The sequence below is a fragment of the Thainema salinarum CENA647 genome (genome assembly GCF_057732415.1).
In genome coordinates this window covers 1,413,716-1,429,780 of record NZ_JBYJZJ010000022.1, presented here as the reverse complement: position 1 = coordinate 1,429,780, position 16,065 = coordinate 1,413,716, and the positions used below count along the sequence as shown (strand labels likewise).

The following is a 16,065-nucleotide window of genomic DNA, read 5'->3' as shown; positions in this document are numbered from 1 at the left end:
TTCATTAAGTAGTCCAGTCTCAGCTCTGGTGATAGTCAGGCTTAAACCTCACCGTTTCAGGTATTAATATGAATCGAAAGGCGCTTGTCGTTGGCATCAACACTTATACTCATCTACAGCTACGGAGTTTGAATGCACCCGCAGCCGATGCAAATGCGATCGCAGATCGATTAGAGCAAGATGGCGAGTTTCGCGTGATTCGCGTACCGGAAGCAATTGTTCAGCAGGACGATCAACGGATACCGACCGTTGGCAAAACCCTGTCTGTCACTCAAGTAGATCTGGAGAAGCAACTACGGCTATTTTTTGATCCAGATAGTCCTCAATGCCCAGATACAGCATTGTTTTATTTCTCTGGACATGGTTTACGTGATCCTGACGGAGGCTATGGACTGGATAAAGGCTATCTAGCAACCAGCGATACTAATCCAAATCAGCCAAGGTCTGGAATATCTCTTGCTTGGTTACGGAATTTGGTGTCTCGAAGCCCAATCGAGAATCAAATTATTTGGCTGGACTGCTGCCATAGTGGTGGCCTCTTAATCGATATTGATGCCGCTAATCCTGGACAAAATTCTTGTAGAAACCGTTGTTTTATCGCCTCGTCTCTTGACTACGAAACATCTTGGCAGGATTTGAATAGTTCCTATAGTGTGCTGACCAAAGCTTTATTGGATGGTCTAGATCCTACGAGATCACCAGAAAGCTGGATAAATACCCAAACGTTGGTCAATCACATCAAAGAAACAATGAGGGAAAAACCGCAATCACCAGTTTGCTACTACTTTGGTAATGCTATTAATCTAACTTGCTCTGAGCAAGTCAAGCTGGCAGAGGCGAAAATAACTATTGATGCGGGGATTTGTCCTTACAAAGGTTTGGAATTTTTTGACCTAAATGCCGAAGATCCGAAATACTTTTTTGGTCGGGAAAAGTTGACGGATCAACTGCTAGATCATGTGCGGACAGAAAATTTTATGGCGCTAGTGGGAGCCTCAGGGAATGGAAAATCTTCTGTTTTGCGGGCAGGACTGTTACATCAGCTTCAAGAAGGACGACTCCCAGAGAGTGACCAGTGGCAAATTTTGATTGCGCGGCCCGATGCGCAACCTATGAAAAGTTTGGCCAATGCTTTCTTGCCCGAAGATGGCTCCCAATTAGAGCGAGCTGATGTATTGAAACATCTCAGCGATGGTGCACTAGGACTAGCCCGCTTAGTAGAAGCTGCCATGACTCCCCGTGTGGTACTAGTCATCGATCAGTTTGAGGAGGTGTTTACTCGCTGTGAAGAAATTGAGGAGAGAGAGCAGTTCTTTGCCTGCCTGATGGGAGCACTAGCAGAAACTGGAAACAAGCTCTGCCTGATTATCGCTATGCGGGCTGATTTTGTCGGCAAGTGTCTGGAACGGGACTACAGCGGACTAGCACAGCAGGTGCAGCAGCACATGATCAGCGTGTTGCCGATGAATCCAGATGAACTTAAAGCCGCTATCTGTAAACCAGCCGAACAGGTTGGCCTTCAGGTGGAAAGTGCTCTCGTGACCGAGATACTCAACGATATCAAAGGTTCTCCGGGTTATCTGCCGCTGTTGCAGTACACGCTGAAGGAACTCTGGCAGCAGCGACAAGATAATCAACTGGTGTTCTCGGCTTATCAAAAGCTGGGCGGCATTGATGGCACGTTGGATAAACGAGCAACCGATCTCTACGACGGCTTTTCTCCCTCTGAACAGCGCACAGTGCAACACATTTTTCAGCAGTTGACCCAGTTGGGCGAGGGAACAGAAGACACACGGCGACGGGTGTTTCTCAACAACCTGATTGCTGAACCTCAGCATCCAGCGGCACAGGTGAATCAGGTAATTGCCACATTGGCAGCGCCAGAGAATCGGCTATTGGTGACGAGTGAGGTAGTCAGTAAAGGCAACGATGCCGAACGATTGGCAATTGTAGATGTAGCCCATGAAGCATTGATTCGCCATTGGCAGCTATTGCGGCAGTGGATTGAACAAAACCGAGATTTACTGCGGCAACAGCGACGGATTGAAGCGAGTGCAGTCATGTGGCAGGAAAACGGAAGGTCGAAGGGCTATTTGCTACAGGGATTGCCGCTGATTGAAGCGAAGCAGTTTCAGGAGAAGCAAGCAGAGCAGTTTTCGCTGTCTGAGCCGGCGAAGTTTTTTATTCAAAAGAGTGTGTGGCAACGGCGGTGGAATCGAGCGAAGATCGCCAGTGGATTGATTTTGCTGCTGCCAGTTGTGGACTACTCGTTACACATTCAAAAGATTGAGCAATACTACAACAAGTTCAATGGAGGAGGTCAGATCGCCGAGCGGGAAAGCGCGCTGTTTCTAACTCGGCATTGTGGACAGCGATTTGGTCGTAAAACTGGATATCTCAGTGAACGGTTGCTTCGACAGTATTGTCGTTCCTTGGGGATTGTAAATTAGATTGTGTCAAAGGTCAGAGATGAGATCTAATGAACTATTGAACCTAAGAGACTCGTACTATGACTTTTCGACCTGAACTCCTGGATGAATTGCTTAAAGGCTATCAGAATCCCGAAGACCTGCTGGGGGATGGAGGGATTCTTAAGCAGCTCACGGCGGCTTTGGTGGAACGCTGCTTGAATGCGGAAATGAAAACCCATCTGGACGAGCAACAGGCGGAGCCTGAAAGCGACGTCAAGCCAACTCGTAACCGCCGCAACGGCCACAGCAAGAAGACCATCAAAGGGGAGTTTGGAGAAGCTCAAATCAATGTTCCCCGTGACCGCAACAGTGAGTTTGAACCCATCATCGTCAAGAAGGGGCAGACCCGCTTCGAGGGCTTTGATGACAAGATCTTGTCCCTCTATGCCAGGGGCATGAGTACCCGTGACATTCAGGCTCAACTGCAAGACCTGTATGGCGTTGAGGTCTCAGCCGGGCTGATCTCGAACGTCACGGATGCGGTTGAAACGGAGCGTAAAATTTGGCAAAATCGCGCGCTCGACCCGGTTTATCCCATCGTCTATTTTGATGCCATCGTGGTCAAAGTCAGACAAGACGGGCGGGTGATCAACAAAGCGATTCACTTGGCGCTTGGGGTTAACTTGTCTGGCACCAAAGAACTCTTGGGGATGTGGATGACCCAGAACGAGTCTGCCAAATTTTGGCTTCAAGTGCTCACAGAGCTGCAAAATAGGGGTCTCAAAGACATCTTCATCGCTTGCTGTGATGGCCTCACTGGCTTTCCCGATGCCATTGAAGCGGTCTTTGCTCAAACCCAGGTGCAGTTGTGCATTGTTCACATGGTACGAAATTCACTCCGCTATGTGTCCTACAAAGACCGTAAGGCGGTTGCAGCAGACCTCAAGCTGATTTACACGGCCAGCACTGAGACTGAAGCAGAGCAGCGCTTAGTTGAGTTTGCCGAGCAGTGGGACCAGCAATATCCAACCATTAGCAGGTCTTGGCTTCATCATTGGCAGCGGATTATTCCCTTCTTTGCTTTTTCACCGGAGATTCGTAAAGCAATCTATACGACCAATGCGATTGAATCGATGAATATGACTCTTAGAAAGGTGATTAAAAACCACCGAGCTTTTCCAACCGATGAATCTGCCCTAAAAGTTATCTACTTGGCAATTCAAAATATTGCCAAAAAGTGGACCATGCCCATTCGCGACTGGAAACCCGCTCTCAACCGCTTCGCGATTGAATTCAGCGATCGCTTTCCAACTTGAGTTTTTACCTTTGACACAATCTATTTGACATACCCGTTCCTTGGAGAAGGTTGAATTTTCTCTGGGAGTCAACCTCAGCGAAGCCAATCTTCGCTATGCTAACCTCCGCTCTGCCAACCTCCGCTCTGCCAACCTCCCCGATGCTGATCTCTCCCATGCTGACCTCCGCTCTGCCGTTCTCTCCGGTGCTGATCTTTATCATGCCGACCTCCGCTCTACCGTCCTCGATAACGCTGTTCTCTCCGGTGCTGATCTTTACCATGCCAACCTCCGCTCTGCCTTCCTCGACAGTACCGATCTCAGCGAAGCTTTCCTCCTCTCTGCCAACCTTCGCTTTGCAGATCTCAGCTCTGCCAACTTCAGCGAAGCATTGCTAATCGCGACTAATTTGCATAATGTGCAAGATCTAAATGAGCAATTAGTTGGAGAGGAGCAGCCTTATCTTTGCGGCATAGCCTTACCAGCTCAGATGACAGGCATTGATCCATATCGTGACTGCGACAACCCTAAATTGCTTCAAATCCTTACCGATAGATACGGCTATCTTGTTGAAGAAGCCCAACACATCATCGAAGAAGGCAGCAACAAGCAATGGGACTGATGGTGATTTTGGATTTGGTTGCACGTTTAGAACATCGAATAAGCAGGTTTGTGAGTACTTAACGTGAGAAGTGCGATCGCGATACATAGGAGAGATTGGTGAAAGGTGCGATCGCAGATGTTTAGGTGCTTGGAAGTGCGATCGCACTTAGTACACCCACTGGCCTAACTCTGGACTAGATCGATCACAAATCCAGTAGTACAGAGCCGATCTGAAGCGTTTTTATCGGCTGTAACTCCTACTCTCGCGTTGACTAATTGCGGGAGTCCGCAGCTAGTCACCTGGCCTATCTATCTGAGATCGCACTTCCTAACCCACAAATCAAAACTGCGATCGCACTCTTAAGCTAGTGAGGACATACGGATGTTAACGTGCGATCGCGGATTGGAAGTGCGATCGCAGATGTTTAAGTGGTGGGTGAAACTGCGTTCGGCTCCGCCGTCTCGAAGAGAATCGCAGTGTGTACTTCAGGAACTGACGTGCATTTGTTGAAGCAATTGGGGCAACATGAAACAACATAGCTTCATTGATGAGCACAAAAGTTTGAATCGCGTTAACCAAATTTGAAGGTCATTGCGCGGACATCTCCCTATGAGTTAAGACGATAGAACGCGAGCAGTTGAGCAGGTACGACCATGACGGGTAAGTTTCAGGCGGTGATGACGGGTGCTCCTGAGCAGCGAGTGGAGGCACTGAAGTCATATTTGGGCTATCCCGTTCAGCAGCGTGACCCAAGTGGCTCTCGGTTTTGGTATTTGCGGCCTGGGGATGATGATGAGGAAGCGGAGTTTACTTGCCCAATCGCGGTGGGCTTTTATGCTGAGCTGGATGATATGGAGCGGCGGGAGGTGCCTCGCTTCTTAACAGATACTGAGCAACAGCAGCAGATCTATGGTCACTACACCAACCGAACGATTCCGGATCAGCCAGTGATGTATTTGCTGTTGCCGGAGGGGGAACGCTGCGGCACGGTGGCGATGATTTTGCCGACGGAGACAAAGCTGCGGCAGCGTCAGATTCAGACGTTTGCTTGGGACTCGGAAAAGCTTGAGAACCCGTTGAACAAGCTGAAACAGGGAACTCTGCGGCGCACTAACCGAATTAAGGAAACGGCTTTATCGGTTGTGCCTTTAGTTGAGTGGGCGTTCTACAAGCCGATTGAAACGGCCAAGGAGTTGGCGACGAAGCTAGCAGAGGTGTCGCGGAAGATTGAGGCGGCGATTCCGACGGTCTATGATGCGGAGGGGACTGACGGCTATCTCCATAATCTGCTGCGGAGTTTTCAGCGGGAGTTGCTGCCAACGCTGAAGCTCCAGGCGGAAACATCGAAGGATTACAGCTTTGCGGATATTTATGCCCAGACGATTGCCTATGGGCTGTTTACGGCGCGGGTGTTTAGCTACACGGTAGATGAGCGGGAGGCCCTCACCCCCGGCCCCTCTCCCACAGGAGAGGGGAGAAGAAGAAGAGAACGCGACTTTAATCGGCAGAATGCGTGGGAGCTGCTGCCGGAGACGAACCCGTTTTTGCGACGGCTGTTTCGGGATGTGTCGCAGCAGCCGATTGAGGTGCTGGGGGATGAGCTGGGGGATGCCATCTCGGAGGTGTTCAGCATTTTGCGGGCGGCAAAGATGGAGGCCATCTTAGAGGACTTCCGCTCGAAGATGAACCGGGAGGACATTGTGATCCGGTTCTATGAGGACTTTTTGGCGGCATATAGGCCAGAGATGCGGGAGCGGCGGGGGGTCTACTACACGCCGGAGCCGGTGGTGTCGTACATGGTGCGATCGGTGGACATTTTGCTGAAGGAGAAGTTTGACAAGCCGTTGGGGTTGGCTGATCCGGAGGTGATGATTTTGGACCCGGCCTGCGGGACGGGGACGTTTTTGCTGTGGATTTTTCAACTGATTCATCAGCGGTTTGAGGAGAACCCGGAGGCGTTGACGGCGGAGTTGGCGGATAAGTCGTGGTCGGGCTATGTGAAGGAGCGGTTGTTGCCGCGTATTTTTGGGTTTGAGTTGTTGATGGCTCCTTATGCCATTGCTCACTTGAAGTTAGGGCTGTTTTTGGAAGAGACAGGATATCGCTTTGATGGTGGCAAACGCTTAGGTATATATCTGACAAACACCTTAGAAGATGTCGCCAAAAAGTCAGAAACCTTGCTTGAAGAATTTATCGCTTTAGAGGCTGATCAAGCAGCTTCTATCAAGAGAGAAAAGCCCATCATGATTGTAGTGGGTAATCCTCCATACTCTATTAGTTCGTCCAACAAAAGCAAATATATTGAAGATTTAATGGAGCGATACAAGGCAAGCGTTAGGAGTGAGAGAAACATTCAGCCATTAAGCGATGACTATCTCAAATTTATTTGCTTTGCACATCATCAAATTGAGAAGACCGGATATGGAATTTTAGCATTCATAACTAATAGCTCTTATTTTCAGGGTCTCATTCATCGAGGAGTAAGGTCTAGCTTAGCTGAAACCTTTGACGAAATCAGAATTTTAGATCTTCATGGAAATTCACTTCTTGCAGAAAGCCGCCCGAAAGAAGTAAGTGTGGATCAAAATGTCTTCGACATTAGGCAGGGAGTTGGGATATCTATAAATATTAAGAGAGGGCAATGTTCTAATACAAGAGAGCATAAGGTTTTTAGATCAGATTTATGGGGAGATAGAGAATCAAAGTATGAGTTTTTAAGAATTCAAAACCTAAAAAATACAGATTGGACCAAAATAGATGTCTCTAGCCCAAATTATTTTTTCACACTTCAAAATCTGAAACGTCAATCCGAATATGAAGAGTATATTTCCGTTTCAGATATATTCCTTGTGTCAAAGAATGGTATTCAGTCAGGTCATGATGATTTCGCAGTTGCTGAGTCTGATAAAGAATTAAAAGCTAGGATGCGAGTTTTCTTTTCAAACGAGCTGAGCGACTCAGAAGTACAACAGCGGTTTAGTCTAAAGGATAAAGCAGGATGGAGATTTGAAGCTGAGCGAAAGCTAGCCATTCAGGAAAAACTGGACAACTCTCTCTTAAAACCTTACTTTTATCGTCCTTTCGATGTTCGCAATATTTACTTTAGCAAACGAGTTTTGAAACGACCAGTCGTAGAAGTCATGCATCACATGACCAAAGAGAATTTAGCTCTGATTTTATGTCGTCAACAAGCAGAGGTAGGCTTCAGTCATGCTTTTATCACAGATTCTCTGGGAGATTGCAATGCTATTTCCATAAAGTCTAGAGAATTTAACTATTATTTTCCACTTTATCAGTACCCTAATGAGTCCTCAGAACAAAAATCACTTTTAGTTGATAGAATCACCAACTTTGATCAAGCATTCATTTTAGATTTCTCCAAATTGTTAGGCCATAAAATTTCTGACGAGAGTATCTTGTTTTACATATACGCACTGTTACACTCTCCAACTTATCGGGAGCGCTATGCCGAATTCCTAAAAATTGACTATCCTCGAATACCTATTACGAGTAATAAAAGGCTTTTTCAAAGTCTAGTTAATTTTGGGCAAGAACTTGTTCAGCTGCATCTCATGCGATCAGAAGCTCTTGGCAATTTAATAACTCAATTCCAAGAAGAAAATAGCCGCACCGTTGCCCCTGGTCACCCCAAATACAAAAACGGCAAGGTCATCATTAACAAACAAGGCGACGGCTTTACTGGAGTTCCTGAAGAAGTCTGGAACTTCTACGTTGGTGGCTATCAGGTCTGTCACAAGTGGCTCAAAGACCGCAAAGGTCGCACCCTCAGCGATGACGACATCCTGCACTACCAACGCATCGTCGTGGCACTCAAAGAAACCATCACCCTGATGCAAAAGATTGACGAAGCCATTCCCTCCTGGCCGATTGAGTGAGGCATGGCACCATGACTCAGCCCTACAGGATTTACCTTGATGTCTGTTGCCTCAACCGTCCCTTCGACGATTGGGCACAGCCACGCATTCGCTTAGAAGCCGAAGCGGTCTTATTGCTATTGAATAAATGCCAAACTGGAGACTGGAAACTGGTGACCAGCAATGCGCTTGAGGCGGAAATTGGGCTAACCCCAAACCCAACTCGCTTGATACAAGTGCAAGACCTGCTGGCGATCGCCACCATTAAGGTTCAAACCAGTGATGCCTTAGAGCAACGAATCACAGACCTCACTCAATTCGGCTTTACCTTCTATGATGCTGCTCACCTTGCCAGTGCTGAACGCAGCCAAGCTGATGCCTTCCTAACCACAGACGATCGCTTACTGCGCCGAGCAAAACGATTTCAAGATCAAATTAAGGTCAAAATTGATAACCCAGCACAATGGCTTTCCCAGATCATGCAACAAGAGGAAACAACCGATGAAAACCCAAAATGAATTAATCGATCAAGGATATAAAGCCCTAGTTGATGCGCTAGGAGTTGTCGATGCAATTCGGTTTATTCGGCATTTCAGCCCCGGTTTTGGTGACTACACAAAAGAACGCCATGAATGGTTAGATCAACTATCCAGTGATGACTTTCTCGCTGAGATGCGAAAACATAAACAAGCGGATAATGGCAACAAGTTTGAAGAAATCATTGAATAGCCAACAGCAATATCCACCTCCTCTCCCATGCCACTATGCTAGAAGCCGTCATCCAAGACCTACAGCGTCAACAGCGTCCCTACTATCTGCCCCAAGGAAAGCTAATCAAAGGGATCGATCGACAATACTGGTTGATCTTCCAGCATCGGGACTACAAAAAATCAGGCAACCTCCTCACCGGCATTGCCTCCCTACTCGGCTTCAAAGATAAACATAAACCACCCAGCCATCGGATCATCCGCATCGATCTCGATACTGCCAAGGTTTACATCTACAGCCCCCGGCAGGATGGCGATATCCCCAGCACCACCCTCCTGCGGACAGCTACTCCAAAAGTTGTTGAACGTTTCCTCTTCCTTGAAAACAGCCGCAAAGAATCAGCCCTCCTAGAAGGTAGCCTGCGGGAAGTTCGGGGTATCAAACGCCGCTATAACCTGCCGGATCAGCTGGCTCCCTACGATAAGGTGATCAGCCAACTGCTGGAGCGCAGCAGCATCTATCGTCGTTCCACCGCTTATTTTAATAGCGGAGTGCTCAAGTTCTACGAAGAACCTCTCCAGCAGATTATTCAGACTGATGGCAAAATCCGCCTGCTCATGGACTGGCAGGGGTTCACCAAACGAGCCGATATTGCCGAACTGGAACGGCTGCATGATCCAGACTATCGGGCTGAATATGCCAAACGTACCCTGGCTGAATTCCTCAAAGGACTAGATGATGGTGCTTTTAACAGTACTGAAATCCTGGCTGAGCTAGTACGGCTTGATTTTCTCCAGATTCGTCTGGTCAAAATGCGACAAAATCGCGCCATCTACCACAAAAAAACCGGCATCTTCAGCGATGCAATGGATAACCATGTGCAGCACGAAGGATCGGATAACTTTACCCGTGCAGCCCACTCGCGCAATGCCGAAAGCGTCACCTTCCTTTTCTCCTGGCAACAGCTCGATAACGAAGCCGTGATGCAGAGCATCCAAGAGTTTGATCAGGAATGGCAGCGAGATGACTTGACGTTTGATCTGAGTCAAGAATTCCTGCACCAGGTACTCGAAGAACGCGATCGCCGCGCCAAACTCAACCAGCCCCAGATTGAAACGATCACACCAGATGAGCTACCCCCCGGTGAAACAACCGAAGTCACCGTTACTGGTGAACACCTGGATCAGGTTGATCAAATTGCGATCGCAGATAACGAACTCATCGATGTCAACATCACCGACAAACAGCCCAATCAACTCACAGCCGATGTAACCGTCTCGCCCTACCATCCACCGCAACCGATTGGCGATTTCAGTTTGAAAGATCCCAAAGGGACTCCCTACATCGTGTCACCCAACACGGCGCTCCGCGTCGCACCTACTCAAGTCATTCCAGACTATGCCGAGATTGAGGGCTTCCGAGAGGCGATTGAACTCATCCAAGCCGGTGGATATGGTACACCCGATGATTTTCTCTACTGGTGTGCCCAGCAGCGACCGCGTCAGTTTCGGATTGAGCAAAGCGATCTGCTGGATGAACTCGTGGATGCGGACATCCTGTTTGAGCATCAAAAGTCCGGTGCACAACACTGTCTGCGCGTCATGCAGGATTTCGGCGTTGCCGTCTGTGCCGATGCCGTTGGTCTCGGTAAAACGCGATTGGCAGCCGCCGTTGCACGGCTCTATCGCCAAGACGAAGGCCAAGCCAAAATTGCCATCATTGCCGCTCGAAAGCTCCACACCAACTGGGAGCGAGAAATGGCTGAAGTTGGCTTTAGAGGGAATGAATACGAACTGTACAACAAAAACTTAATGAGTCGCAAAGGCAGCGGTTTCCTAGACGACTTCAACCGTTACGGCGGCCCCGATTTAGTGATCATTGATGAGGCCCACGAAGGCATCCGCAACTACAAAAACCGCATCCATAAGCTGTGTTTACAAATCCGCACCCAGGATCAACACAACAATCGACAGCGCCATTTCCTCTTGCTCACCGCTACCCCCTGGAACAACCGACGCGAAGACATCTATAATCTGCTTTCTCCGTTTATCACTCGTCCTGACGGTTTTACAGAGCTCAAGTTTCCACCTCAAGTTGCTCGCTGGTTTGAGACTCGCGAAGGCGGAGTTGAGAGCTTCACCGATGATGACAAATGGTTCCGTCGCACCTATCGTGAGCTGTTCTTGCAACGTACTCGTCAGATGTTACGCGAGGCAATGCCCGATCTGACCGTCTATGCCAAACGAAAAGCGGAGTGGTTGCCGGTTGAATTTGAAGATAGGACTGAGCGAGCGCTAGAGCAGATCTTCACGCAGTTTGAAACGGAACTCTATATTCCCTTCGCTGATCCAGTCCGCTATCTCAGCGGAGACGCAGAACAGCGATCGCTGCTCAAAAACCAGCGCCGGTTCTTCCTCCAGCGGGCTGAATCCAGCATGTATGCCCTGAAGCGCACCATCGAAAACTTCCGAGGCCGGATTCTGCTCATGCAAGAACGACTGAAGAACGTTGAACCAACGGCAAACGGTCTATATGAGTTCCTCCTGATTCACTATGACTTTGAAACAGAAGGAGACGAGCAGGGCTCTCTGTTTGACCCAAACGACCGGGAAGCGTGGGATGACGATTGGTTGGAAAGCGAAGAGGAAGAAGACGAAGAACCAGATACCGATCAAGCCGAAAAGCGGCAGCAGCTCCGTCGCACGATTGAGCTATCTATTGAACGCTTACAGGCTGATCCAGTTGAGGCGCGGCGGGTGTATGACCACATGTGGTTAGCCTGTGAAGGCGATCTTATGCAACTAGACGAAATTCAAGAGCTATTAGCGGAAGAATTTGTCAAAGACCATAAGCGCGAAAAAGTCACCAGCCAAGTGAGATCGCTGGTTAGCCAGGGGCACAAGGTACTGTTAATCTCTACATTCTCGGATACCGTCATCGACTACTACCGTTATATGGGGCAAGATGATGCGATTCGTCAGCAGGGAATTGGTATCGCCATTGGCTCCACCAAAACCTACTACCCAGCAAATAGCGATCGCACGATTCGCGTTTCACCCCATAACCGGCTGAAAGGGCAACAGGAACAAACGGGGCTAAAACGGCAAGAATTGTTTCGTCTTTTTGCGCCCAATGCCACCTGTCGTAAACCGGAGGATCGTCCTCAACCGGATGAAGAAATCAATGTCCTGATTGGGTCAGAAACGCTATCGGTCGGTCAAAATCTGCAAGATGCCGATTATCTAATCAATATTGATCTGCCTTGGAATCCTATGACGCTAGAGCAGCGGATCGGTCGGATTGACCGACCCAAACAGCGTCCAGTGGAATATATCCACATCTACTATGCTAATAGCGAAAGTCAACTGCTCCGTCAAGCCAGTCGCCTCTCTAATCTGAACAAGAAGCTGGTGGGCAGTGACCTGGTAAAGGACGATCAGGGCATTGGTGAACTCAGCAGCTTGGATAGCCTGGGTGCTTCGATCTATGGTGATACGCTGTTTGATGACACAATCCTGCCCGGATATGTTGAGTTTCTCGAAAAACTGACCAAAGCCCGACAGATGGAACAGGAGAGCTTCCAGGAGCGGGTCTATCAGCAGCAAGAAGCGCGTCAAGATCTCTACTCACAGCAAGAACTGTTGTTTACAGAAGAGATTAGTCAACGCCTTAAAGAATTAGGTGATGACTATCTACCGAATCCCATTGCCTTGGGACTCCGTGCAGAAGCAGATCAAGATCCGAGCAGTCTGGTCGCTCTCACAATTCAATATTTTGGACCTAATGGAGAATTCATTCCCGATAAACAGGAACAGGTCTTTTGGAATGATCAAACTGAAGAACGGGATGGTTACGGAACTGCGATCGCAACTGCGGTCAAAACGCCTCAGTTTTCATCCGTTTTATCAACTCAGCAGCTACTCACTCAGGCCGATATCCTATATCAGCAGCTTGTTGAGCTGAAACAACAGCGCTCCCAGCAGTTGACTAGTGAGGAAACCATTGAAAACATCAGCATCACATCAGCTCGCCTCAATCGTATTCAGCAACGTATCAAAGGTTTAAGCGCTCTTCCCGACGGGATTGAGCGCAAGCAAGTGCTGAGTATATTGAAAAAACTCAATGCCGGAAAGGGAATGAAAGTCGTAACTAAGCTTTTGAGAGAGTACACCGACGGCAAAAAAGCTGAACTAGGAGATAGTGATTTTGTAACACAGTTGGTCACAGATACAGACGATCTCAACTTGCTCGATTCAGACGAAATCAAAGCAGTGAGTCTTCGCGTTCACCTATCTTCCCTGTTACTCCGAGCACAATAAGCTTTTGCGGTGTAAAAGTGCGATCGCACTTTTCGCAAGCACCCATAACACCCCTGCTTGCGAATTTTTTAGGATGCGCGGTGCGTAACGAAGTGGAGCAGGGCGCTGTGTAAACGTGGCTCGGCTGAATAGCGGAGCCACACAGTATTTCTGTGCAAACTTAGAAAAAGGGACTGCGTGCATGTCCCTGAAACTTAGCTTTAGCCGTTAGTCTCTAATAACGTATTGGTCATAATGGAACACTGATATTTGAGTTGGCGATCGCACTTGGCGAGGATGTCCATGATGCTAGCTTCGCTTAAAGTTGCTAGCTGTGCTGACAAGCCAGCGTACCGTTGCAGGTACTCCCGATAGTAGGCTTGATGTTCTTCATGGGATAGATCTGGCGTAACCTTTACGACGAAATCATAGTCTTCAATCGTTTTGTTCTTGCCATTGCAGTTACCTTCCGTCAGATCGACTCGGCAGTTTTCATAGACTAAGAAGCAGTGAATCTGAGGAATGAAATCTAGACCGTAGGGTTCTAGCAACGCATTGACTCCGGTGACAATTTCATCATTCAATCGATAAAATCCCAGATGTTTGTGGATTAGACCTCTTGCACGAATCTAAGCGGTGGTTTGAGCAAGCTGGCAGTTGTAAATCGAAGCAATCAGATTGAACCTCAACCCAAAGCGTCTCCTACGATTGCGATAGCGTTCTGCCAAGATGCGAAATATTTTCAACCGACGGATAACATGCTCGACCTTGATACGCAGTTTGGCCAGCTCCCGATTGTAAGCCCGCTGCGTCGGAGTCAGCTTCCCACCGGGTGGCTTTTTGCAGGGGATGAAACTCTTGCTATGAAGCTTTGCAATTCCCTGGTATCCCTTATCAGCCAGCAACTCCAACTTCTCATTGAGTTGTAATTTCGAGCGTTTGTACAGACCAAAGTCGTTTTCATGCCCCTTGCCATAGACCGTGTGCAGCACCTGCAATGTGGCCAAGTCGATGACTAACTGCACCATTAAGGTATGCTTGCGTTTCTTGCCACTGAAGTAGTGCTTCTGTTTTTTTTCGGACGTTCAATCGGTGACTCGCTCACATCCACGACAATCACCTCTGAGGTGGCGTCTGTCTCCTCTGTGAGACTCTTATGCCCCGGCAACTTGCTGTAACCGCAGGCAGCCAGCTCATTTTCCACTCGAGTGATGGTGCGGCAGACCGTTGCTTCAGAGGTCTGCCAACTCACGGCCAGATGAAAGAAGGTGCGATATTCTCGCCAGTATTCCAGGGTCATCAGCAGTTGGTCTTCCACGCTGAAACCGGGCTGTCCTCCACGCTGACCGGCTTGAGGAAGTCCAGGGGCAATGGTTTTGGCCATTGTGGCAAAGGACTCGGGGCTGACCCCGCAGTAGCGGCGAAAGTCATTCGGCTTGAGTTGGCTGATCCGTTCGTACGTCATTGCGGTTGGAACTAAGGGCTTTTATGAGTCTCTGTCAGGTGCTCTCAACCAGTCAAGTTATTCGTGCAAGAGGTCTATTGGTAGATGATGTTCTTGGGCAAGGCGTGCGATCGCACCATGCTTAGTGGTACAGGTACCGTGGCCTTCCTCAAATAGGATTAAAGAATCGTTGGTGTTGGAGTTAGGCCCATAGGACAAATCCTTTGTCCACTGACAGGCTTCATGGAACGTTTGCAGTCCCCGCTGAAGAAACTGTTTGGATATGATGCCAAGGGGTTGAAGTGCGACGTTGGGTAGAGATGCGATGGGATGCATGGTTAACCTCACAACCAGATCGTGTAGAGCAATCCAGCCATCACGGAGCCAAGAAAGGCAAAACCGAGGTAGGCCAGAAACACGGGACGGCGGGCTAAAGCAAAGACTGCAATCATGGCGGGAATGCTGGTCGCTCCACCAGCTAGGAGAAACGCCATACCTGCACCCGGTGACATGCCTTGCTGAATGAGCCCGTTCACCAGAGGTAAGGCAGCGTAGCCATTGAGATAAGCAGGAATGCCAACCAGTGCCGCACCAAAAACCGAGACTAGACCGCCATCACCTGCGATCGCTTGAATCCATCCGTCCGGCACGTAGACTAACATCAGGCTTTCCAGCACGAACGCCAGCGCTAACCATTTACCAAGAAACCAAGCATTTTTACCCGCTCCTGCCCAAAACTTTTGTCGTCGCTCCGGCTGTGTCCAAAATTGCCACACAACAGGTTTCGGATTACGCACTCGGCTACCGCCGCAACCGCCGTTGCCAACACCTTCACGTAACGGATCGGTAAATGCGGTGGATGACCAACCTGATGTCATCAAGGCCAATGTGCCAAAGCCACCGAGTAAACCAATGCCAACAGTCGCGATCGTTTTTGCGATCGCAAATTGAAGCCCTAATGTCCCAACCGTCAATACAAACATAGACGGATCCATCAATGGCGATGAGAGCCAAAAGGCCATCACGGCGGCCACGGGTACTCCCATCGAGAGCAGCGCTGCGATTAAGGGAATCACACCACAGGAGCAGAAGGGGGAGAACGCACCAAATATCGCTGCCACAGGAATCATGACGGCGACGCGCCCTTGGAATGCTTTAGAAATTAGGTTGTCGGCACCACTGGCTGAAGCATAGGCCGCAATCCCAATCGACAGCAGCAGAAATGGAGCAACTTTCCATAAACTTTTGAGCGTAAACGTAAGCGTGGCAGACACTTGAGACGGTACAAGGATCGCCAAGGCTAAGAGAATGAGGGCGATCGCAAGCGCCACTTTATCGAAGTGCCGTACGCTGCGGTGGAAGCGTGTCAGTACATTAGTAGTCATGGATGAATTCCTGAATAAGCTGAATCGTCAAGTGGAAGACATCTA

12 protein-coding genes are annotated in these 16,065 nt (G+C 48.8%); 7 read left to right on the top strand and 5 right to left on the bottom strand.

What is annotated here, in order from left to right; genetic code table 11:
- The first annotated feature begins 68 nt into the window (after positions 1-68).
- The 7 genes from AC286M_RS13065 to AC286M_RS13035 all read left to right on the top strand — a co-directional run bounded on the left by AC286M_RS13065 (position 69) and on the right by AC286M_RS13035 (position 13,212).
- Positions 69-2,450 (top strand): nSTAND1 domain-containing NTPase, encoded by a 2,382-nt coding sequence (locus tag AC286M_RS13065; protein ID WP_488204810.1) that lies wholly within the window; start codon positions 69-71, stop codon positions 2,448-2,450.
- A gap of 59 nt (positions 2,451-2,509) precedes the next feature.
- Positions 2,510-3,727: an IS256 family transposase gene (locus tag AC286M_RS13060; protein WP_488202914.1), complete on the top strand. Its 1,218-nt coding sequence runs from the start codon at positions 2,510-2,512 to the stop codon at positions 3,725-3,727.
- A gap of 40 nt (positions 3,728-3,767) precedes the next feature.
- On the top strand, positions 3,768-4,328 hold the full coding sequence (locus tag AC286M_RS13055) for a pentapeptide repeat-containing protein (protein ID WP_488204809.1): 561 nt from the start codon (positions 3,768-3,770) through the stop codon (positions 4,326-4,328).
- A 635-nt stretch (positions 4,329-4,963) separates the two neighbouring features.
- Positions 4,964-8,206 (top strand): type ISP restriction/modification enzyme, encoded by a 3,243-nt coding sequence (locus AC286M_RS13050; RefSeq protein ID WP_488204808.1) that lies wholly within the window; start codon positions 4,964-4,966, stop codon positions 8,204-8,206.
- A gap of 11 nt (positions 8,207-8,217) precedes the next feature.
- Positions 8,218-8,703, top strand: a complete 486-nt coding sequence (locus AC286M_RS13045) for a PIN domain-containing protein (RefSeq protein WP_488204807.1) — start codon at positions 8,218-8,220, stop codon at positions 8,701-8,703.
- Positions 8,687-8,914: a hypothetical protein gene (locus AC286M_RS13040; protein ID WP_488204806.1), complete on the top strand. Its 228-nt coding sequence runs from the start codon at positions 8,687-8,689 to the stop codon at positions 8,912-8,914. The genes AC286M_RS13045 and AC286M_RS13040 overlap by 17 nt, the downstream gene beginning before the upstream one ends.
- A gap of 35 nt (positions 8,915-8,949) precedes the next feature.
- Positions 8,950-13,212 (top strand): helicase-related protein, encoded by a 4,263-nt coding sequence (locus tag AC286M_RS13035; protein ID WP_488204805.1) that lies wholly within the window; start codon positions 8,950-8,952, stop codon positions 13,210-13,212.
- 200 nt (positions 13,213-13,412) lie between these two features.
- On the opposite strand, the gene AC286M_RS13030 is transcribed toward AC286M_RS13035, so the two are convergent.
- The 5 genes from AC286M_RS13030 to AC286M_RS13010 are packed head-to-tail and all read right to left on the bottom strand — an operon-like array spanning position 13,413 to position 16,020.
- Positions 13,413-13,775, bottom strand: coding sequence for a hypothetical protein (locus AC286M_RS13030; protein ID WP_488204804.1), 363 nt, complete (start codon positions 13,773-13,775; stop codon positions 13,413-13,415).
- A gap of 45 nt (positions 13,776-13,820) precedes the next feature.
- Positions 13,821-14,219, bottom strand: coding sequence for a transposase family protein (locus AC286M_RS13025; RefSeq protein ID WP_488204803.1), 399 nt, complete (start codon positions 14,217-14,219; stop codon positions 13,821-13,823).
- On the bottom strand, positions 14,219-14,656 hold the full coding sequence (locus AC286M_RS13020; RefSeq protein ID WP_488204802.1) for a transposase family protein: 438 nt from the start codon (positions 14,654-14,656) through the stop codon (positions 14,219-14,221). The genes AC286M_RS13025 and AC286M_RS13020 overlap by 1 nt, the downstream gene beginning before the upstream one ends.
- 57 nt (positions 14,657-14,713) lie before the next feature.
- A complete protein-coding gene (locus tag AC286M_RS13015) occupies positions 14,714-14,971 on the bottom strand; it encodes a hypothetical protein (protein WP_488204801.1) in 258 nt (85 codons plus the stop codon).
- 8 nt (positions 14,972-14,979) lie between these two features.
- Positions 14,980-16,020: a permease gene (locus AC286M_RS13010; protein WP_488204800.1), complete on the bottom strand. Its 1,041-nt coding sequence runs from the start codon at positions 16,018-16,020 to the stop codon at positions 14,980-14,982.
- Positions 16,021-16,065 lie beyond the last annotated feature (45 nt).